We start from the raw sequence: 19,309 nt of genomic DNA on the forward strand, positions 1-19,309 counted from the left end.
CCGATGTCGAAAGAAGACGATGACCATCTCTCCTGCTTCCACACTGACGAACTCCGCCTGGATCGACGACGACCTCGGCGCCGTAGCCGAACTCGCACGCAACTTCTTCGCGAAGGAGGTGACTCCACACCAATCCCGCTTCGCACAACAAGGCTTTCCCGACCGGGAGGTCTACCGCACTCTTGGTGACCTGGGCCTGTCAGGCATGTCGATTCCCGCCGAATACGGGGGTGGCGGCGGCACTTTCGCGCACGACGCTGTTCTGTTCCATGAACAGGTCATGGCCGGTGACCATTCGCTTCAGCTGGGCGTGCATTCGGGAATAGTCCCGCACTACCTGAACGCCTACGGGACCGAAGACCAGAAGTCACGGTGGTTGCCCCGCCTCACGAGTGGCGAATGGGTGGGTGCGATCGCCATGACCGAACCCGGAACCGGATCGGACCTCCAGAGCATTACGACCAAAGCGGTGCGGGACGGCGACGACTACCTCCTCACCGGTACCAAAACCTTCATCTCGAACGGCTACAACTGTGATCTGGTGATCGTCGCCGCCAAGACCGACACCACACTCGGCGCGAAAGGAGTGTCGCTGATCGTCGCCGAAGTCGACAACAACACTCCGGGTTTTACGCGGGGACGAATCTTCGACAAGGTGGGACAGAAAGGTCAGGACACCACCGAACTGTTCTTCGACGGCGTCCGAGTGCCCGCCGAGAATCTCCTCGGTCCGGCGGAGGGTGCCGGCTTCGTCCAACTGATGCAGCAGCTTCCCCAGGAACGATTGATCTGCGGTGTTGCCGCAGTCGCTGCGATCGAACGAGCTGTCGCCCTCACCGTGGAGTACGCCAAGTCCCGGACGATGTTCGGCAAGACCCTGTTCGACCTGCAGAACACCCGCTTCGAACTGGCCGAATGCGCCACCATCGCCCGGGTGTCGCGCACCTTCCTCGACGACTGCATCGTCAAGCATCTCCGCGGTGAGCTCGACGTCGCCACGGCCGCAATGGCCAAATACTGGCTCACCGACCAGCAGTGCTCCGTGATCGACCGCTGCGTACAGCTTTTCGGGGGATACGGCTACATCCTCGAATACCCCATCGCCCAGATGTACGCGGACGCCCGGATCCAGCGCATCTACGCCGGATCCAACGAGGTCATGAAGGAACTCATCTCTCGCACGCTCTAGAATGCACTCATGGATCGAGAAGCTCCGCGCGGACTGACGCTCGGTGAGTTGATCAGGCGCCAGCGAGAGATGGCCGAACTCCCGATGCGTCAGTTGGCTGCGATGGTGGGAATCTCGAATCCGTACCTTTCACAAATCGAGCGGAATCTCCGGGAGCCGAGCGACCGCGTTCTGCAGGCCATCGCCGATCAGCTTCATCTGTCCGCTGACATGCTGGTGTCGGAGGCGTCGCGAGCGCAGAAGGACACCGCTTCCGCAGTGATAACGGCGCTCCGGGAGGACCCGGACCTCACCAATGCGCAACGGAAGGCGATCGAGGAAATGTACGAGGCCTTCCGGCAGCTCACCATCGCGAAACGGAAGCGTCCGAGCACCGGACCACAAGACTGACTGCGTCACGCACATCACCGACCACCCGCAGTTGTGTTGCATGTCACATGCACTGGTAAACATAGGTGTGACGACGAGTCCCCGCAGATAGAGAGGCCGTATGGACCGGCTCGTGCAGCCGTGGTAGTACGCCGACGCAAGTGACTGTGCAGTATACCCCTCGGTAATATGCAGTTCAAACATTCCTGTGTAAACGTGTGAGCAGGCGCCACCGGCGCCGTCCCACTCTTCGCCTCTGCGGGATCCGCAGCAAGATCACCTCACAGGAATACCGTGCAGACAGAACACACCACCGCGCGCGCCGTCGCACTCGAAGACCTCCCCACCCTCGTCGGTACCGACCTCGGCACGTCGAGTGCCGTACAGATCACTCAGCAACAGATCAACTTGTTCGCCGATGCGACGAATGATCACCAATGGATCCACACCGATCCCGAGCGCGCGAAAGAAGGTCCGCTCGGGACGACGATTGCGCACGGATTCCTCACATTGTCGTTGGCACCCAGTTTATTCTGGCAACTGATCGATGTCGTCGACAGCGAGCAGGTGATCAATTGCGGTATTGGCAATGCACGGTTCACGGCGCCCGTTCCTGTCGGTTCTCACCTGCGTTTGACCGCTGAGGTCACCACCGTCAAAGCCTGTAGAGGCGGCTATCAGGTGACGTCCGCACTGACCATGTCCGTCGACGGCTCCGAACGTCCGGCGTGCGTGGCGGATATGACGATTCGTTTTTTGGGGAGCAACGTGTGATCGACAACCTGCACAAGAAGATCGCCTCGCGGATCGACCCCATCGGCTGGGGCCCTGCGGTGGCGTCCGTCGCCGGGCGCGCAGCAAAGAATCCTCAGGCCGTCGTCGCCGCATCGACGAACTACGCCACCCACCTCGCCCACATTCCGGCGGCTGCTGTCCGAGTGTTCAACGACGTCGACCCCCAACCTCCCGTACCGGTCGACCCGAGCGACAAGAGGTTCGCCGACGCGGCGTGGCGCGAAAATCCCGCGTTCTTCTCTCTGCACCAAAGCTATCTCGCGACTCGTGAACTTGCGGAAGACCTCACAGAGGCGGGTGCGGGAGACGAATTACAGGACGCCAAGGCACGTCAAGTCGTGAACTTGATGCTCGACGCCCTGTCGCCCACCAATTTCCCGCTCACCAATCCGGGCGTACTGACACGCGCGTTCGACACCGGTGGGGCGAGCCTCGTTCGCGGGGCCCTTTTCGCTGCCGAGGACATCATGAAGAGGAAGGGGCAGCCGGTGAAAGTCGATCGGGCCGCCTTCACTCTCGGTGACAACCTTGCAGCCACGCCGGGCAAAGTCGTTTTTCGCAACGACTTGATCGAAGTGATCCAGTACCAACCGCAGACCCCCTCCGTGCATGCGGTCCCGATCCTTGTCTCCCCACCGTGGATCAACAAGTACTACATACTCGATCTCGCGCCGAAACGCAGCCTCATCGAGTGGGCGGTCGCTCACGGGCGCACGGTCTTTGCGATTTCCTACTGCAATCCCGACCGGTCCATGATGGACATCACGATGGACGACTACTACCTTCGCGGGTTCGCTGCCGCCATGGACGTCGTCGAAGAGGTCACCGGTTCGGGAAAGATCGACATCCTCTCCATCTGCCTCGGTGGCGCTATGGCCGCGATGGGAGCAGCCCGTCTCGCTGCAACCGGGGACGACCGGATCAACTCACTGACGATGCTGAACACGCTGCTCGATTACAGCGAGGTCGGCGAGCTGAGGCTTCTGGTCGATCCAGACACCCTCGACCGGGTCGAGATGCGTATGCGGCGGCAGGGCTTTCTGTCCGGCGAAGAGATGAGTGGCACCTTCGACCTGATCAAGGCCAAAGAGTTGATCTTCAGCTACTGGGTCTCGCGCTGGATGAAGGGCGAAAAGCCGGCCGCATTCGACATCCTCGCGTGGAACGAGGACAAGACCAGGATGCCCGCCACGATGCACGCCCAGTACCTGCGATCCCTCTACGGCCGAAACGAATTATCCTCTGGGGAATACGTATTGGACGGTCAGCAGCTGGATCTGACGAAGGTCACGTGCGATGCCTACATCGTCGGCGCCGTCAACGACCACATCGTGCCGTGGACCTCGTCGTATAAGAGTGTGCATCTACTCGGCGGAGACGTGCGTTTCGTCCTGACCAACGGGGGCCACATCGCCGGTGCGGTCAATCCACCGAACAACCGATGCTTCTTCCATGCCGTCGGCGCACCCGATTCAGGCGAACGCCGGACCATGCCCGCGAATCCGGCGGACTGGCAGATTTTGTCCGAGAAGCATTCCGGCTCGTGGTGGGAGGACTGGACACAGTGGTCAGCTTCTCGCGCCGGCGACATGGTGGCACCGCCGGCAATGGGCAGTGCCAAGCATCCCGTTTTGGCCGATGCCCCCGGGACATACGTCTCCCAGTAATCAGGTGACAGATGCGTTAGCAATCAGATTGCTAACCTGCTAATGTGCTTACTGACGTTACCCCCACCCAAGGAGTAAGAACGTGACCACAGCCAAGACAGTCACCGACGCCACCACCGCAGCGGCTGCCGGCCTCAGCAAGGCACTCGACGAATCGACCGAGCGGATCTCATCCCTCAACGAGAAAGTGGTCGACGCCGCGAAGCAGAGCGGAAACCTCTCGCTCGACACCTACGAGAAGGCCCTCGGCAGTGTCCTCGAGTTCCAGGAGAAGATCGGCACCAGCAGCAACGTCGAGTGGATCAGTAGCCTCACGAAGGCACAGGTGTCCCTCGTCAACGGGATCAGCACGGCGTTCACCGACGCTGCACGCTCCGTGCTGAAATAACGTGAAAGCAGCGATGGCCGGGATAGACACATCCCGGCCATCGTCGTCTGCCAGTGAGAGCGCGCACATGCACCCGACAGGAGCCAGCTGCATGACGACAGCAGGGAATAGGTACTGGAGAGACCTCGCCCTTTTCCCGCTCGAAGTGGGGGCGGCGGCAGTCGAGGGATGGTCGGGGTACTTGACAGGACTCTGTCGCCGAAGGGCGAATCCGTTCGACATAGCTGACGACGTTCTTTCGTTCTGGATGGCGGTGAGCTCGCGCGAATGCCCGAAGTGGGCGCATCACAGTGACGTTGCTCGTCGGGGTCGACTGGCCGATTGCCGGAATTACTCCGCCGACGGACCCACCGACCAGATCCCGACCTTGGTGATCCCACCACACTCGGGTCGCGCCTCCTCGATCGTGGACTATGCGGACGGACGGAGTCTGATGCACACGCTCCGCGAGGCCGGAATCGACAACCTCTACTGCCTCGACTGGCACGGCCGCACTCCCGACAACACCAACGCGTCGATCGACGACTACCTCGACTTACTTACCGAGACAACCGAGTTCCTGGGCGGCAGGATCAACGTGGTCGGCTTCAGCCAGGGCGGATGGCTTGCCACGATTTTCGCGGCTCTTCATCCCGCCGCGGCCCACTCACTCGTCATCGCAGGTGCTCCGATCGATTTCCACGCCGGACGACCGCACGTCGTCGAGGTGATGGGCAGCTGGTTGCGCGATCCGAGCGCCGCATGGTTGCGAACGTGCGCCGTGGCAATCGCCGGATTGCAGTATCGACTCGGTGAAGCGGCCGGCGTCCCCCTCGGGAGACCTACTGCGGAGTTCGAACACGCTATGACGCTGCTTGCGCACATTGATGAACCGGAGTCCGTGGAACGCTATATCGAGCGCAGACGGTGGTTCGCATGGTCGCAGCAGTTACCGGACCGATTCCGAGACTGGATGATCGAGGAGCTGTTCCTGACGAATCGGCTGATCTCGAACGAGCTCCGCGTGAAAGAGGGAATCGTTACGCTCGAGTCGATTTCGTGTCCCGTCTTCTTGATCGCGGGCTCCGATGACGAGTTCACACCGCCCGAGCAGATGTGGGCGCTGGAACGCTACATCTCCACCCCACCGGAGCACATCACGCGGCGTCTCGTGAACGGTGGGCACCTGAGCTTGATCATCGACCCCGCCGTTCTCGAGGAAGTGTGGCGGCCGGTGATGCGCTCGGTGGCGGCGCTGTCAGCGACATCGGAGGGCGACCACTCACCGTCACCATGAACGCGTATCGGGAAAAGTGGCAGCGGAGCCCCGATAACTGAAACGTGTTCTAGTATGAAGTGCGATCGGACACCGGTATCGCCCGCCTAGGAGACGCTGTGAACTTCGTTCTCGTCGACCATCCACGGCCGGGCGTCGCCCTGGTGACGCTCAATCGCCCGGAACGCATGAATGCGATGGCGTTCGACGTCATGGTGCCGTTTCGGGAAACACTGGAACGGATCAGCCACGACAACGCGATACGAGCGGTCGTGGTCACCGGCGCCGGGAAGGGGTTCTCTTCCGGCGCCGACCAGACGTCCGCGGGCAGCCCGCCGCACATCGACGGCCTGACCCGGCCGACCGTCGCCCTGCGCGCGATGGAGATGCTGGACAACGTCGTACTTGCGCTTCGCCGCATGCATCAGCCGGTGATCAGCGCAGTCAACGGTGCCGCCATCGGCGGTGGGCTGTGCCTCGCGCTCGCGTCCGACGTCCGGATCGCCTCGGATACCGCCTATTTCCGGGCCGCCGGGATCAACAACGGGCTCACCGCCAGCGAATTGGGACTCAGCTACCTACTTCCTCGCGCGATCGGCTCGTCCCGTGCCTTCGAGATCATGCTGTCGGGCCGGGACGTCCACGCCGAGGAAGCCGAGCGGATCGGCTTGGTGTCGCGGTGTGTGCCTGCCGACGACCTACTGGGCGCGTGTTTCGACCTGGCCGAGCGGATGGCGACGTTCTCCCGGCCGGGCCTGGAGCTGACCAAGCGCACCTTGTGGTCGGGACTCGACGCGGCATCGCTGGAGTCCCACATCCACCAGGAAGGTCTCGGGCAACTCCTCGTGCGGCTGCTCACCGACAACTTCGAGGAAGCCACCGCCGCCCGCAAGGAGGACCGCACTCCCCGGTTCCGCGACACCCGCTAGGCACGGGACATGCGGGGCGCTGCGCTGGTGGGGGTGAACTTCGGTTCCCGGTTCCCGGTTCCCGGTTCCCGGTCCGCGGGTGAGCGAGGGGCAGTCGGGGTATCTTTCGCACTGGAACGTGAGCGCACCACCCGACGAGAGGTCACCATGCCGAAGCCTCCCCTCCCGCAGGAAGCCGCCGAGATGTTCGCGCGGCCCAATTACGCCACCATCACCGCCGTCCGACCGGACGGGCAGCCCGTGTCGGTGGCCACCTGGTACCTCTACGAGGACGGGAAAGTGCTGGTCAACATGGATTCCGGTCGCAAGCGGCTCGACTATCTGCGCCACGATCCGCGGGTGAGCCTCACTGCGATGGACCCACAGGACTGGATCACCCACGTCAGCGTCCAGGGCCGGGTGGTCAAGCTGGTCGACGACGAGAGTCTCGTCGACATCGACCGCATCGCCCGGCACTACACCGGCAACCCGTATCCGGTCCGGAACCGGGCCCGGGTGAGCGCGTGGATCGACATCGACACCTGGCACGGTTGGGGATCTCTGAAACAGTCGTGAGCCGCACCCCTCGACGGAGGTAGCCGGGCATGCCGAGTTCCCGCACCGCATCGGTCGTCGCCGTGGCGGTGGCGGTGGTCGGCGGTGTTCTCCTGAACCCGCCGCCGGTTCGGGAGGCGGGCGTGCCCACGGTGAGCGTGGCTCAGCCCGCCGCCCCCGCCCCACCTCCGCCGATCGTCCTCACCCCCGAGGAGATCGAGGCACGCGTCGCACCGGTCATCGTCACGCTCGTCGCGGATTCGGGACTCGTCGACACCGCAGGTACGGGCATCGTGCTGACACCCGACGGCGTCGTTCTCACCAATCATCATGTGATCGACGGTGCATTCGACATCAGCGCAGTCACCCTCGCCGACGGTGCGGAATATGTGGTGGACGTCCTGGGCTACGACAGCTCGCGCGACATCGCGGTGCTGCAATTGCAGGGTGCTGATTCGCTGCCCACGGCAACGCTGGCGACGTCCCCTGCCACCCGGATCGGTGACCCCGTCACAGCCGTGGGCAACGCCGAGGGCAACGGATATCCTGTGGCGGCAAGAGGATTCGTCACCGATGTAGGCCAGTCGATCACCGCTAGAAGCTCGACAGACGGTTCCCGGAACCGGTTGAGCGGTCTGATCGAAGTGGACGCCGCGGTGCGCCCGGGCGACTCCGGCGGCCCCCTCGTCGACGCCACCGCCACCGTGATCGGCGTCAACACCGCGGGCAACGCGGACTCCGATCCGTCGACCCCTCCACCCGCGCAACCACGTTCGTATGCCGTTCCCATCGCCACCGCGATGGCCGTCGTCGATCAGGTCCGTGCCGGTAGAACGTCATCCACCGTGCACGTCGGTGACACAGCACTTCTCGGCATCAATGTCACGAACCACGAGCGGGGCGCCGAAGTGCTGTGGGTCGGCATCGGGACCCCGGCAGACGACGCGGGACTCGAGATCGGCAGCATCATCACCGATTTCGATGGAGCACCCGTCCGCTCGTCGACCGAACTGAGCGAACGCATGAACGCGAAACACCCCGGCGACACAGTGTCGGTGCTCTGGCTCGACGACCGCGGGCAGTCGCGGGCAGCCACCATCGTCCTCGACGAGGGTCCTCCGCGTTGACCGTCACGCCGTGGCGCCCTGCACCATCCCGTCGTCACGCCGGACACGGACAGCCACGAATCTGGCGATCCTCCGCAGCACCGCACGACTTTCCGGCAGCCCCGGCCACAACGCCGGAAAAGCATGCACCTGCCCGTCCCAGATCTGCAACGTGGTCGCCACCCCCGCGGCGCTGAGCCGGTGCGCCATCAACTCCGAATCCGACCGCAGCACTTCACCTTCCGCGGCGATCAGCAACGACGGCGGCATTCCCACCAGATTGCCGTTCACCGGCGACAACGCGGGGTCGAGCACGCCGTCGACCTCGGCTCCGAGCTTCCCGATGGTGACCAGCGCCTCGATCGGTGCGAACACGTCCTTCGCCGCGTTGACATGCACCGACTTCTCCGCGCAGTCCAGATCGAGCAACGGGGACAACCCGATGAGCCCGGCAGGCAGATCGACGTTCTCCTCACGGGCTTTCAACGCGGTCGCGAACACCAGGAACCCGCCTGCGGAATCACCGGCAAAGACCGTCCCGTCCGCCCGGGCACCGTTTTCGAGCAGCCACTTGTACGCCGTCAGGCAGTCGTCGACCGATCCGCTGATGTTCGTGTCGGGCAACTGCCGGTAGCCCACGTGCATCACCGGCAGTCCGGTGAGTTTTGCGATGGTCGCCACCACCGGCCGATGCGTGTTCAGGCCACAACAGAGGAATCCACCCCCGTGAAGGTAGAGAACGACGCCCTCGCTCAGGTCCGGCGAGACTCCGGGAGCGCGCACGACCTCGGCGTCGAAACCGGGCAGTCGAACCTTCTGTCGGCGAATGCCGGACGCGGGCCGCATTCCCGCGGCGAGATCGAGCAGTGCCGCCCGGCGGATGGCAGACTCGTTGATCGGGGCCATTCGGACGACAGGGCGAAGAAACCAGCGACAGGCCTGGTAGAGGAGCTGGGATTCAATACTCGGCCCGGCGAGTCGGGCACCGGGCCGGTACTGCACCGTCGGTTTCCCGATCCGCTGTTCCGCAGGTGTGTGGCGGTCGTTCGGCACAGATTCCATGCCCGCTCCCTCGTCGCCGACGCCCGTCTTCGTTGACGGGCGTCTCTCCACGGTAGAAGTATCCGGCGCCGCGTTTGTCCCACATCGGCGCATCGGCATCGAGTCGTAACCAGCGGGTAGCGAGCCGGATCAGCCGAAATCGACGTCGTCGAGTTCCTCGACGATGCTCACCCGCCGGGTGCGACCCCCGATCATCTTCCCGAAGCCGCGGCGCCCACCGCTGTCTGCCTTCCCGGACGGCGGAATGCGCTGAGGTGCGGCGCGTGGGCGCGGCACGGTGACCGGCGGCGGGTCGGGTACCCCCGGCCGCTCCTGTTCCGCCGGCGGCGCAGAACGCGGCACCGAACTGTCGAGGATGACCGGTTCGGGCTCCGGGCCGGGTAGGTCCTCGGTGTGGAGATCCACGTCGGCCAGGCTGGTGGCCCACCACACACGCCCGTCCAGTCGGCGTTCCCGTAGTTCGGCTGCGATGTCGTCGTGCCATACCGGGGGTTCACCGCCCCCGAAGGATCGGGTGTTGGCACTGACCCACACGACACCGTCCGGGTGACGATCGGCCAGATCGAGAACCGTCAGCCAGTTCACCGTCGCCGCGTAGCCGTCGTACCTCTTCTTCTCCCGGTAGGGGCGCCGGCGCTGGACGGCGCGCTGGGCAATCTCCACGTGCGAGCACCCCACCGGCTCGACCACCTCGACGCCGATCTTCTCCAATTCGCGGGCGAGGGCGACCACGTACCCACCGGCCTTCGCCCGGGCCACATCGACGAACAGCGACAGGTCCTCCCGCAGTCCGAGCCGGTCGTACATCCTGGCCTGGACGGTGAGCGCTTCGATCATCGCCGCCGACTCCCGCTGGTACCGGTCGGCGATCTCGAGGAGAACGAGCCGGGGAACCGCGACCCGGACACCCCGGTTCACGGCCGTGCGCACGAAAGTCTCGAAACGCGAATCTCGCGTGACCGCCGATGTATCGAGAACGATGAGCATTGCCCGATTGTGCAGGAGAAACTCACTCGCGCTGCAGCTGTCGCCGGGTCGTTATGCAATCTCGATCACGACGAAAGCACCGCAGGCTCGATCACGACGAAAGCACCGCAAGAACTGTCTCGAGGCCGGAGGGTCAGCCGATCTTGAAGATCACCGCGCGCTGGACGACGAAGTTGATGACCGTTGCCGTCCCCTGCGCGATGACGAATGCCACCGGCAAGCGCCACCATTCGTCGGGGAATGCCTGGTACATGACCCAGTTGAGACCCACCTGCACCGCGAAGGTCACCGCGTAGAGGATCACGACCGCGACGAAACGGGCCCGGCTCGGTTCCGCTTTGAACGTCCACCGGCGGTTGATCAGATACGCCGTGGTCGTGCCGGCGATGAAGCTGATCGACTTGGCCACGTTGACGGGCAGTCCCACCAGTTCGAGGAGCAGCCAGTACAGGCCGAAGTCGACGATCGCCGACAACCCGCCGGTCAGGACGAACCGCACGATCTGCGTCTTCAGGTCCAGTGCGTCGTCCGCGATGTTCTCGGTGACGGGAATCTCGACCGGGAGGGGAACGTGATGTTCGTGCTCGTGACTCGGCTGGGTTTCTGACACGACGACGAGAGTAACCACCTGTGCGTACTTGTTAACCCCCCACTGTTGATAAGTACGCACAGGGCCGGTGGGTCCTACCGCCAGGTAGCCTCTATCTCGATGTCCACGACAGCAGAAGAGACGCCCACCCAGGCGCTCCCCACACAGACCCGCACCCTCACCGGCTGGGGACGCACCGCGCCCACCACGGCGCAGGTGCTGTCCACTCCCGATGTCGAAGTGATCGCTCGAGCGGTCGCCCAGGTCGCGGAGAAGAACGAGTCGAAGCCCTCTCACCTGCAGCGCGGGGTGATCGCCCGCGGCCTCGGCCGCTCGTACGGCGACCCCGCGCAGAATGCCGGCGGCCTGGTCATCGACATGAATGCGCTGAACCGCATTCACCGCATCGACCGCGAGACCCATCTGGTGGACGTCGATGCCGGCGTCAATCTGGACCAGCTGATGAAGGCCGCCCTGCCGTTCGGCCTGTGGGTCCCGGTGCTGCCCGGCACCCGCCAGGTCACCATCGGCGGCGCCATCGGCTCCGACATCCACGGGAAGAACCACCACAGCGCGGGCAGCTTCGGCAACCACGTCGTCTCGCTGGATCTGCTCACCGCCGACGGCCAGGTGCGCAAGCTCACGCCGAAGGGCGGCCGCAACGACCCCAAGGGCGCGCTGTTCTGGGCGACGATCGGCGGCATGGGCCTGACGGGCATCATTCTCCGGGCGACCATCAAGATGACGCCGACCGAGACGGCGTACTTCATCGCCGACGGCGACGTCACGGGCAGCCTCGACGAGACGATCGCCCTGCACAGCGACGGCAGCGAGGCGAACTACGAGTACTCGAGCGCGTGGTTCGACGCCATCGCGGCGCCGCCGAAGCTCGGCCGCGCCGCAATTTCCCGCGGTTCCCTGGCCAAGCTCGACCAGCTGCCGGAGAAGCTGCAGAAGAATCCGCTGGCGTTCGACGCACCGCAGTTGATGACGTTCCCGGATATCTTCCCGAACGGGCTGGCCAACAAGTTCAACTTCTCGCTGATCGGCGAGCTGTGGTTCCGTAAGTCCGGGACATACCGCGGCAAGGTGCAGAACTTGACGCAGTTCTATCACCCGCTCGACATGTTCGGGGAGTGGAACCGTGCGTACGGTTCCAACGGCTTCCTGCAGTACCAGTTCGTGGTGCCGCCGGAGGCAGTCGACGAGTTCAAGGCGATCATCCGCGACATCCAGAAGTCGGGACATCACTCGTTCCTCAACGTGTTCAAGCTGTTCGGTGAGGGCAACCAGGCGCCGCTGAGTTTCCCGATCCCCGGTTGGAACATCTGCGTCGACTTCCGGATCAAGCCGGGCCTGAACGAGTTCGTCACCGAACTCGACAAGCGCGTGCTGAAGTTCGGCGGACGCCTCTACACCGCCAAGGATTCGCGGACCACCGCCGAGACCTTCCACTCCATGTACCCGCGGATCGACGAGTGGATCGCCACCCGCCGCAAGTACGACCCCACCAATGTCTTCGCCTCCGATATGTCCAGAAGGTTGGAACTGTGATCAACGCCGTCGGGAACCCGCAAACCCTCCTGCTCCTCGGTGGCACCTCCGAGATCGGCCTCGCCATCTGCGAGGAGTACCTGAAGAAGGCTCCGATGCGGGTGATCCTCGCCGCTCTGCCCGGCGACCCCGGCCGGGACGCCGCAGTGGCGCAGCTGACGGCTGCCGGGGCGAACGCCGTCGACGTCATCGACTTCGACGCCGTCGACACCGAGAGCCACCCGAAGGTCATCGACGAAGCCTGGGCGAAGGGGGACGTCGACGTCGCCATCGTCGCGTTCGGCCTGCTCGGTGACGCCGAGGAACTGTGGCAGAACCAGCGCAAGGCCGTCCAGATCGCCGAGGTCAACTACACGGCAGCGGTGTCGGTGGGCGTGCTGGTCGGCGAGAAGATGAAGGCGCAGGGCTACGGCCAGATCATCGCCATGTCGTCCGCCGCAGGCGAGCGTGTACGCCGGTCGAACTTCGTGTACGGCTCCACCAAGGCCGGACTCGACGGCTTCTACCTGGGCCTCGGTGAGGCACTGCGCGAGTTCGGGCCCCGCGTCCTCGTGATCCGTCCCGGTCAGGTCCGCACCCGGATGTCCGCGGATGTGAAGGAAGCCCCGCTCACCGTGAACAAAGAAGACGTGGCCAAGCTGGCCGTCGCGTCGGCGGAGAAGGGCAAGGAGCTGGTCTGGGCGCCGGGCGCCTTCCGGTACGTGATGATGATCCTGCGGCACATCCCGCGCCCCATCTTCAAGAAGCTGCCCATCTAAGCTTCGCCCTCGTGACGGAAGCACGCGTAGCCCCCGCCCGTCGGGCACTGTCGACCGCCGCCGAGATGTTTTCGGCGGCGGTCGTCGCCGCAGTGGTCGCGGCGGTCGGACTCGTCGCGTTCGCGCGAGTGCAGTGGCCGGCCTTCAGTTCGTCCAATGTGACGCAGGCTGTCACCACCGTCGGTCAGGTGCTGGCCGTCGCCGGTATCGCCGTGTCGGTGCTGCTCGTGCGGCGCCACCGGGCAGTGCGGTTCGCGAGGCTGCTGTCGTGGGCGAGCCTGTCCGGGTTCGTGACGGTGACGCTCGGCCTCCCGCTCGCCGCAACCCGGCTGTACCTCCACGGCGTCTCCGTCGATCAGGAATTCCGCACCGAGTACCTGACACGGCTCACCGACTCCCCCGCGTTGCGCGACATGACGTACGCGGACCTGCCGCCGTACTACCCGGCGGGGTGGTTCTGGGTCGGTGGACGGGTCGCCGACCTCCTCGGGATGGACGGCTGGGAAGCGTTCAAGCCCTACGCCATCGGGTCGCTGGCCGTGGCTGCCGTGGTAGCACTCGTGTTGTGGAGCAACCTGATCCGGCACGACCTGGCGATCGTCGTCTCACTCGCGACCGCAGCGCTGGTCGTGGCATACGGTTCTCCCGAGCCCTACGGGGCGATCATCGCACTCCTGATCGGGCCCGCCCTCGTTCTGGCTTGGGGTGGGCTGCATCGGGCGTCCGGGCGCGGCGGCTGGGGCGCGGTGATCGGCACCGGACTCTTCCTCGGTCTCGCCGCAACCTTTTACACGCTCTACCTCGGCCTGGCCGCCTTCGCGGTGACTCTGCTCGCAGTGCTCGCCGCCGCACTCCGAATGCGATCGCAGAAGACGTGGCGGGGGGCGCTCGACCCGCTTCTCCGGTTGGCCGTGGCGGCGGTGGTGTCCGGGCTCATTGCCCTCCTGGTCTGGGGTCCGTATCTCCTCGAAGTGATCCACGGCTCGCCTGCCGCTTCGGGAACTGCGCTGCACTACCTGCCCGAAGCGGGGGCGCGTCTCCCCCTGCCGATGATCCACTTCTCGCTGACGGGCGCCCTGTGCCTACTCGGGACCATCTGGCTGGTCGGCCGGGCAACCACGTCGCGTCGCGCGCAGGCGCTCGGGGTCGGGGTGGTGGCCATCTACGTGTGGTCGATGATGTCGATGGCTCTCGCCGCTCTCGGCAACACCCTCCTGTCCTTCCGGCTCGAGCCGGTGTTGATCGTCCTGCTCGGTGCGGCAGGTGTGTTCGGATTCGTCGAGTTCGCAAGCTGGCTCCTGCTGGCCACCAGCGACAATCCCCGAGTTCGTGGCGCAATTCTGGTGATCGGCGTGCTGGGCGGGCTCTCCTTCGTCCAGAACATTCCCCGGCACCTCGATTCCGACATCGCCGTCGCCTACACCGACACCGACGGCAACGGTGAGCGCGCCGACAAACGTCCGCCCGGTTCGGCCGCGCATTTCGCAGCGGTGGACGAACTCGTGCAGGACCAGATCCCGCGCGAACGTGATGACACAGTGGTCCTGACCGCCGACACCACCTTCCTCAGCTTCTACCCGTATCTCGGGTTCCAGGCACTGACGTCCCACTATTCGAACCCGTTGGCCGACTTCGCCGGTCGCGCACAGACCATCGCCGACTGGAGTGAACTCGACACGCCCGACCAATTGGTATCGGCCCTCGACGCATCACCGTGGCGCGCACCCGACGCCTTCGTTTTCCGCCAGGGCCCCGACGGGTACACCTTGCGCCTCGCGGAGGACGTCTACCCCAACGATCCGAACGTTCGCCGCTACACGGTGACGTTCCCGAAGGAACTGTTCGACGACCCCCGATTCACGGTGTCCGAAACCGGACCTTTCGTGGTGGTCACACGAAACTGATCGGTCGGTCCGCGTTTATCCCGGCTCGAGCGAGGGAACCCCGCACCCAGTCCAGGAGCGGAACCATCCGCCCTTCGAGGGGAATGCAGGTTGCGGCGAGGAGCGGTCATGCCCGATGCAGGAAGGCCGCCGCGCGACCTCTCCGGTCCCGAAGATCATGTGCTCGGCACCGGGGGTGGTGAGGTAGCGGTGCACGCCGGACTCGCATTGACAATCGGGGCGATCGTGGGTGTCTACGTGGGGCACTGGGCGCTGTTCGTCATCGCACTGATCGGGGTGTCGTTGTGGATTACCAGTGGTGTCGTCGTCCAGACCACACGGCAGAGGCCGCCGGACGTCGGTCCGGCGGCCTCCCACAGTCACTCGATCGAGCGTGCTGCCTAGTTGAGCTTTTGCGGCACACCGTAGGTCATCACCGAGTCACCGTTCGCCGTGACGGCCATCGCGTACGGCCGGATGGTGACCGGACCGATCGCACCGGAGATGAACCCGTGCATACCCTGCATCCGCACCAGAGCGGAAGGTCCGTCGAACTCCTGGCCTTCGAGGAACGGGACGGTGGTGATACCGCCCGGCTCGAGGTCGATGTCGAGTTCCTGCGACGGGATGATGGAGCCACCGATACCGGCGGCCGTACCGGCATTCAGTCCGAGTTCCAGTTCGGGAACCAGCCCGAGATCGATTCCGTTGTTCGATTCGATGAACCAGTCGAGGTTGGGCGTGTTGAGGACGATCGTCGCACCGGCGAGCGCCACCGGGTAGCCGATCTGATAGCCGAGGGTGAGCTGCGTGTCTTCGAACTCCGCGGCGTTCGGCCCGGTGATGTTCACCGCGGCGTACCCGTCGTGAAAGAACTCGACCGACGTCGGAACGCCGTCGAGCGGGGGAACCGTGTGATAGGAGGTATCTCCCTGGAGGACTTCGATGCGATTGCCACCGGCGTCGACGACGGAGCTGGAATTGTCGACCCCTGCCGAGGCAGTCCCATTGCCCATGACCATGCCGAGCACAGCAATTCCTGCAACAGCCACTGCGCGCGTGAACCGTTTGTATCCATACCGAGATGTGGTGATGTCCGTCATGCCGACCCCATTCAGAGTGCACTGCAACCGATACGAAAAAGCAAGCTGAGCGTAACCACAGGAAGCGAACAATATCCCCGTATTGATCAGAAGTTCACAAATGAACTTCCTGTGACATGGGCAACACTTCTGCCGTCACGCCACGAGTACCCCATCAGACCCTCCGGTACCCTCGGTCGATCGACATCGACCCGGATATTCGGAGGCGCGCCTGCGTGACTGAGATACTCACCGACGTCGGAACGACGCAGCGGTCCCTGAGCACCCCCACCGAGACCCCCGGCCCCGCACGCTCCCGAATTCGCCCCCACCCCGCCGATGTCGCTGCGGTGGCATTCTTCGTCGGCCTGGCGGTGTTCGTGCTGGTTCGACAATGGAAACATCTCGGGACCGGCTACCTCGTCCGCAGTGGCCAGGACCAGACCATGTGGGAATGGTTCTTCGCCGTTGCCGCGCACTCGGTGGTGCACCTGGAGAATCCGCTGTCGAGCGACCTCCAGAACTATCCCCTCGGCGTGAACCTCATGGGCAACACGGCGATGTTCGGTATCAGCATCCCCCTGGCGCCCGTCACCCTGTTGTTCGGCCCCGGTGTCACGTTCACCCTCGCGCTCACGCTGGGGCTGTCCGGCACGGCCATCGCCTGGTACTGGCTGTTCTCCCGCCACGTCGTCGCCTCGCGGTTCGCAGCGGCCGTCGGCGGCGTCGTGTGCGGATTCGCCCCCGCCCTCATCTCGCACAGCAACGGGCACCCCAACTTCGTCGCCCTGTTCCTCCTTCCTTTCATCGCGCTCGGCGTGATCCGGCTCGGCAGCGGACGACGTCCGGTGCGGGACGGTGTCGTGCTCGGCCTGCTGATCGCGTACCAGATCTTCCTGGGTGAAGAACCACTTCTGATCTATGCGCTGGCCTTCACGGTGTTCGGGCTCGCGTTCGCCGCGACCCGTCCCCGCGCCGCTGTGGCGTCGGTACGCAGGGGCGGCAAGGGGTTCGCCATCGCAGGCGGCGTCGCCCTGTCCATCGCCGCCCTGCCCCTGTGGTGGCAGTTCTTCGGGCCGGACAGTTACCGCGCACTCGAGCACGGTCCGGTGGGCAACGACACGGAGGCGTTCACCGGTTTCCCCACTTCCTCACTGGCAGGAGCCCCGGGAACAGCCGAGTTCAGCATGAACTCCACCGAGGAGAACGCCTACTTCGGCTGGCCGCTCCTGATTCTTCTCACGCTGTCGGGATTGTGGTTGTGGCGGATGCCGCTCGCGCGCGCAGCCACCGTGACCGTTGCGGCGATGGGCGTCCTGTCGCTCGGATCCACCCTCACGATCGGCGGAACCGATACGGGAATCCCACTCCCCTGGAAGTACGTATCGCATCTTCCCCTCCTCGAATCCGTTCTGGAGTCACGCTTCGCCATGGGCTGCCTCCCGGCGGCGGCGCTCCTCCTCGCACTCGGCACCGACCGCGCCCTCGCGTCCGCTCGGGCCGGGGAGCGAACCATAACTCTGCTGTGGATCGGCTGGCTCGCCGTCGCCCTGCTTCCATTGGCGCCCACACCCCTTGCCGTCGTACAACGGGACACCGCCCCCGACTTCTTCGCCGAAGGGACCTGGAAGCAGTACGTCACCGACGGATCGGTGGTGACCGTGCCGCTCCCGTCACCGGAGAATGCGCGGATGCTGCGCTGGCAGACCGAGCAGGACCTCGCCTTCCCCATCGCCGGGGGGTACTTCGTCGGCCCGGCCGGCAGTGACGCGAAGGGTAAGTACGGGCCGGACGATCGCCCGACCGCACTGCTGCTGATGTCGGCGCAGAAGTCCGGCAAGGTGCCCGACATCGACGAGCAGACGCGGACCCAGGCGCTGGCGGATCTGCGCTTCTGGAACGCCGACGTCCTGGTGCTCCCACATACCCACAACGATCGCGTTCTGCGTGAGACGGTCCGCCTGCTCATCGGCGAGCCGGCGACGCCTGTGGACGGCGTCTGGGTGTGGGACGTCCGCGCCCTGACGCGGGAAAGCGGTTAGCGGGTCAGCACTTCCGGTCCGTCTTCGCGGATCGCCACCGTGTGTTCGCTGTGTGCGGCGCGGGCTCCCGTCACGGTGCGCAGCGTCCATCCGTCGGCGTCGCAGCGGTAGTCGTCACTGCCGTCCGCGATGAGCATCGGTTCGATCGCGAGAACCATTCCGGGCCGCAACAGCAGACCCTTGCCCGCGCGACCCTCGTTGGGCACGTGCGGATCCTCGTGCATACGCCTGCCGATGCCGTGCCCACCGTGATCGGCGAGCATTCCGTAACCGGCGCCGCGCGCATACAGTCCGATGGCCGCACCGATGTCACCCAACCGGTTTCCGGGACGCGCAGCCGCAATCCCATGCGCCAGTGCCGCTTCGGTGGCCGCGACAAGTGCGATGTCCGCCAGGTCCGCCGTGCCCACGACGAAACTGATCGCGGCGTCACCACACCATCCGTCCAGCCGCGCCCCGCAGTCGACGCTGATCAGATCACCGTCGCGGAGTCGATACGGGCCCGGTATTCCGTGCACGACAGCATCATTCACACTCGCGCACAGAGATCCAGGGAAGGGAGAGGGCGCCCAGCTCGGGTGGTAGTCACGAAACAGCGGCACCGCTCCCGCCCCGACGATCAGGTCGGTGGCCAGGGCGTCGAGGTCGAGCAGGCTCACCCCGACCGCGGCCGATTTCCGTACCGCAGCCAGTGCCGCAGCAACCACCTGCCCCGCCGCGCGCATCGCCTGCACCTCGGCTGCCGTCTTCAGCTCGACCACGACCCACCCTTACCTGTGTGCAATTTTTATACCGGTATTACTATATGGCACATGGTGCGTGTGCCGTTGACAGCCGAAGAACTCGAACGCGGGCAGAGACTGGGCGAGCTGCTGCGCGCCACCCGGGGAGACAGAAGCATGGTCACCGTCGCGCTCGACGCAGGCATCTCGGCCGAAACGCTGCGCAAGATCGAGACCGGACGTATCGCCACTCCCGCATTCTTCACCATCGCAGCAGTGGCCCGGGTCCTCGGCCTGTCGCTCGACGAGGTGGCCGATTCCCTCACCCCTTCGGTAACCGGAGGCATGGCCGCATCCTGACGCCGGTCGGCCGCCTCGGAAGCGGGGCCTCCGATGCA

20 protein-coding genes are annotated in these 19,309 nt (G+C 64.9%); 15 read left to right on the top strand and 5 right to left on the bottom strand.

Annotation, left to right across the window (positions count from 1 at the left end):
- The first annotated feature begins 19 nt into the window (after positions 1-19).
- The 9 genes from R4P95_RS21890 to R4P95_RS21930 all read left to right on the top strand — a co-directional run bounded on the left by R4P95_RS21890 (position 20) and on the right by R4P95_RS21930 (position 8,253).
- The gene (locus R4P95_RS21890) at positions 20-1,189 is read left to right on the top strand and encodes an acyl-CoA dehydrogenase family protein (RefSeq protein ID WP_317745261.1); all 1,170 of its coding nucleotides are present in this window, start codon (positions 20-22) and stop codon (positions 1,187-1,189) included.
- 9 nt (positions 1,190-1,198) lie between these two features.
- Positions 1,199-1,579, top strand: a complete 381-nt coding sequence (locus R4P95_RS21895; protein WP_213574685.1) for a helix-turn-helix domain-containing protein — start codon at positions 1,199-1,201, stop codon at positions 1,577-1,579.
- 273 nt (positions 1,580-1,852) lie between these two features.
- On the top strand, positions 1,853-2,332 hold the full coding sequence (locus tag R4P95_RS21900; RefSeq protein WP_213574687.1) for a MaoC family dehydratase: 480 nt from the start codon (positions 1,853-1,855) through the stop codon (positions 2,330-2,332).
- Positions 2,329-4,020 (top strand): PHA/PHB synthase family protein, encoded by a 1,692-nt coding sequence (locus R4P95_RS21905; RefSeq protein ID WP_317745262.1) that lies wholly within the window; start codon positions 2,329-2,331, stop codon positions 4,018-4,020. The genes R4P95_RS21900 and R4P95_RS21905 overlap by 4 nt, the downstream gene beginning before the upstream one ends.
- Before the next feature lie 82 nt (positions 4,021-4,102).
- Positions 4,103-4,408, top strand: coding sequence for a hypothetical protein (locus R4P95_RS21910; RefSeq protein ID WP_109326075.1), 306 nt, complete (start codon positions 4,103-4,105; stop codon positions 4,406-4,408).
- Positions 4,409-4,499: 91 nt separating this feature from the next.
- Complete coding sequence (locus R4P95_RS21915; RefSeq protein ID WP_317745263.1) at positions 4,500-5,684, top strand: alpha/beta fold hydrolase; 1,185 nt, start codon at positions 4,500-4,502, stop codon at positions 5,682-5,684.
- Positions 5,685-5,782: 98 nt separating this feature from the next.
- Positions 5,783-6,592, top strand: coding sequence for an enoyl-CoA hydratase (locus R4P95_RS21920; RefSeq protein ID WP_317745264.1), 810 nt, complete (start codon positions 5,783-5,785; stop codon positions 6,590-6,592).
- 147 nt (positions 6,593-6,739) lie between these two features.
- Complete coding sequence (locus tag R4P95_RS21925) at positions 6,740-7,147, top strand: pyridoxamine 5'-phosphate oxidase family protein (RefSeq protein ID WP_317745265.1); 408 nt, start codon at positions 6,740-6,742, stop codon at positions 7,145-7,147.
- 29 nt (positions 7,148-7,176) lie between these two features.
- Entirely contained in the window at positions 7,177-8,253 is a 1,077-nt protein-coding gene (locus R4P95_RS21930) for a S1C family serine protease (protein ID WP_213574697.1), read from the top strand.
- Positions 8,254-8,256: 3 nt separating this feature from the next.
- On the opposite strand, the gene R4P95_RS21935 is transcribed toward R4P95_RS21930, so the two are convergent.
- The 3 genes from R4P95_RS21935 to R4P95_RS21945 all read right to left on the bottom strand — a co-directional run bounded on the left by R4P95_RS21935 (position 8,257) and on the right by R4P95_RS21945 (position 10,891).
- Positions 8,257-9,294 carry an alpha/beta hydrolase gene (locus tag R4P95_RS21935; RefSeq protein ID WP_213574699.1) on the bottom strand — a complete coding sequence of 346 codons (1,038 nt, stop codon included), beginning with the start codon at positions 9,292-9,294 and terminating at the stop codon, positions 8,257-8,259.
- A gap of 129 nt (positions 9,295-9,423) precedes the next feature.
- A complete protein-coding gene (locus R4P95_RS21940) occupies positions 9,424-10,281 on the bottom strand; it encodes a PIN domain-containing protein (protein ID WP_213574700.1) in 858 nt (285 codons plus the stop codon).
- Positions 10,282-10,414: 133 nt separating this feature from the next.
- Positions 10,415-10,891: a GtrA family protein gene (locus R4P95_RS21945; RefSeq protein WP_283254043.1), complete on the bottom strand. Its 477-nt coding sequence runs from the start codon at positions 10,889-10,891 to the stop codon at positions 10,415-10,417.
- Between the two features lie 99 nt (positions 10,892-10,990).
- Between R4P95_RS21945 and R4P95_RS21950 the strand changes: the two genes are divergently transcribed.
- From R4P95_RS21950 to R4P95_RS21965, 4 genes are all read left to right on the top strand, one after another.
- On the top strand, positions 10,991-12,424 hold the full coding sequence (locus tag R4P95_RS21950) for an FAD-binding oxidoreductase (protein WP_213574702.1): 1,434 nt from the start codon (positions 10,991-10,993) through the stop codon (positions 12,422-12,424).
- A complete protein-coding gene (locus R4P95_RS21955; RefSeq protein ID WP_159918813.1) occupies positions 12,421-13,182 on the top strand; it encodes a decaprenylphospho-beta-D-erythro-pentofuranosid-2-ulose 2-reductase in 762 nt (253 codons plus the stop codon). The genes R4P95_RS21950 and R4P95_RS21955 overlap by 4 nt, the downstream gene beginning before the upstream one ends.
- Before the next feature lie 11 nt (positions 13,183-13,193).
- A complete protein-coding gene (locus tag R4P95_RS21960) occupies positions 13,194-15,086 on the top strand; it encodes a galactan 5-O-arabinofuranosyltransferase (protein ID WP_317745266.1) in 1,893 nt (630 codons plus the stop codon).
- Between the two features lie 108 nt (positions 15,087-15,194).
- Entirely contained in the window at positions 15,195-15,470 is a 276-nt protein-coding gene (locus R4P95_RS21965; protein WP_213574703.1) for a hypothetical protein, read from the top strand.
- Here the strand turns inward: R4P95_RS21965 and R4P95_RS21970 are convergent.
- Positions 15,467-16,168, bottom strand: a complete 702-nt coding sequence (locus R4P95_RS21970) for an MspA family porin (protein WP_109326058.1) — start codon at positions 16,166-16,168, stop codon at positions 15,467-15,469. The genes R4P95_RS21965 and R4P95_RS21970 overlap by 4 nt on opposite strands.
- 215 nt (positions 16,169-16,383) lie before the next feature.
- Between R4P95_RS21970 and R4P95_RS21975 the strand changes: the two genes are divergently transcribed.
- Positions 16,384-18,189: a glycosyl transferase gene (locus R4P95_RS21975; protein WP_317745267.1), complete on the top strand. Its 1,806-nt coding sequence runs from the start codon at positions 16,384-16,386 to the stop codon at positions 18,187-18,189.
- Here R4P95_RS21975 and map read toward each other — a convergent pair.
- A complete protein-coding gene (map, locus tag R4P95_RS21980; RefSeq protein WP_213574708.1) occupies positions 18,186-18,950 on the bottom strand; it encodes a type I methionyl aminopeptidase in 765 nt (254 codons plus the stop codon). The two genes, R4P95_RS21975 and map, sit on opposite strands and share 4 nt — an antisense overlap.
- A 51-nt stretch (positions 18,951-19,001) precedes the next feature.
- Here map and R4P95_RS21985 point away from each other — a divergent pair, with 51 nt between their 5' ends.
- Positions 19,002-19,271 (top strand): helix-turn-helix transcriptional regulator, encoded by a 270-nt coding sequence (locus R4P95_RS21985; RefSeq protein WP_317745268.1) that lies wholly within the window; start codon positions 19,002-19,004, stop codon positions 19,269-19,271.
- The last annotated feature ends 38 nt before the right edge of the window (positions 19,272-19,309 follow it).

It is taken from the genome of Rhodococcus sp. IEGM 27 (assembly GCF_033142305.1).
GTDB lineage: Bacteria > Actinomycetota > Actinomycetes > Mycobacteriales > Mycobacteriaceae > Rhodococcus_F > Rhodococcus_F oxybenzonivorans.

Excerpts from the sequence above, each read along its gene's own strand:
- R4P95_RS21890 (WP_317745261.1), top strand. The coding sequence starts at position 20 with ATGACCATCTCTCCTGCTTCCACACTGACGAACTCCGCCTGGATCGAC.
- R4P95_RS21895 (WP_213574685.1), top strand. The coding sequence starts at position 1,199 with ATGGATCGAGAAGCTCCGCGCGGACTGACGCTCGGTGAGTTGATCAGG.
- R4P95_RS21915 (WP_317745263.1), top strand. The coding sequence starts at position 4,500 with ATGACGACAGCAGGGAATAGGTACTGGAGAGACCTCGCCCTTTTCCCG.
- R4P95_RS21925 (WP_317745265.1), top strand. The coding sequence starts at position 6,740 with ATGCCGAAGCCTCCCCTCCCGCAGGAAGCCGCCGAGATGTTCGCGCGG.
- R4P95_RS21930 (WP_213574697.1), top strand. The coding sequence starts at position 7,177 with ATGCCGAGTTCCCGCACCGCATCGGTCGTCGCCGTGGCGGTGGCGGTG.
- R4P95_RS21935 (WP_213574699.1), bottom strand. The coding sequence starts at position 9,294 with ATGGAATCTGTGCCGAACGACCGCCACACACCTGCGGAACAGCGGATC.
- R4P95_RS21940 (WP_213574700.1), bottom strand. The coding sequence starts at position 10,281 with ATGCTCATCGTTCTCGATACATCGGCGGTCACGCGAGATTCGCGTTTC.
- R4P95_RS21950 (WP_213574702.1), top strand. The coding sequence starts at position 10,991 with ATGTCCACGACAGCAGAAGAGACGCCCACCCAGGCGCTCCCCACACAG.
- R4P95_RS21965 (WP_213574703.1), top strand. The coding sequence starts at position 15,195 with ATGCCCGATGCAGGAAGGCCGCCGCGCGACCTCTCCGGTCCCGAAGAT.
- R4P95_RS21970 (WP_109326058.1), bottom strand. The coding sequence starts at position 16,168 with ATGACGGACATCACCACATCTCGGTATGGATACAAACGGTTCACGCGC.
- R4P95_RS21985 (WP_317745268.1), top strand. The coding sequence starts at position 19,002 with ATGGTGCGTGTGCCGTTGACAGCCGAAGAACTCGAACGCGGGCAGAGA.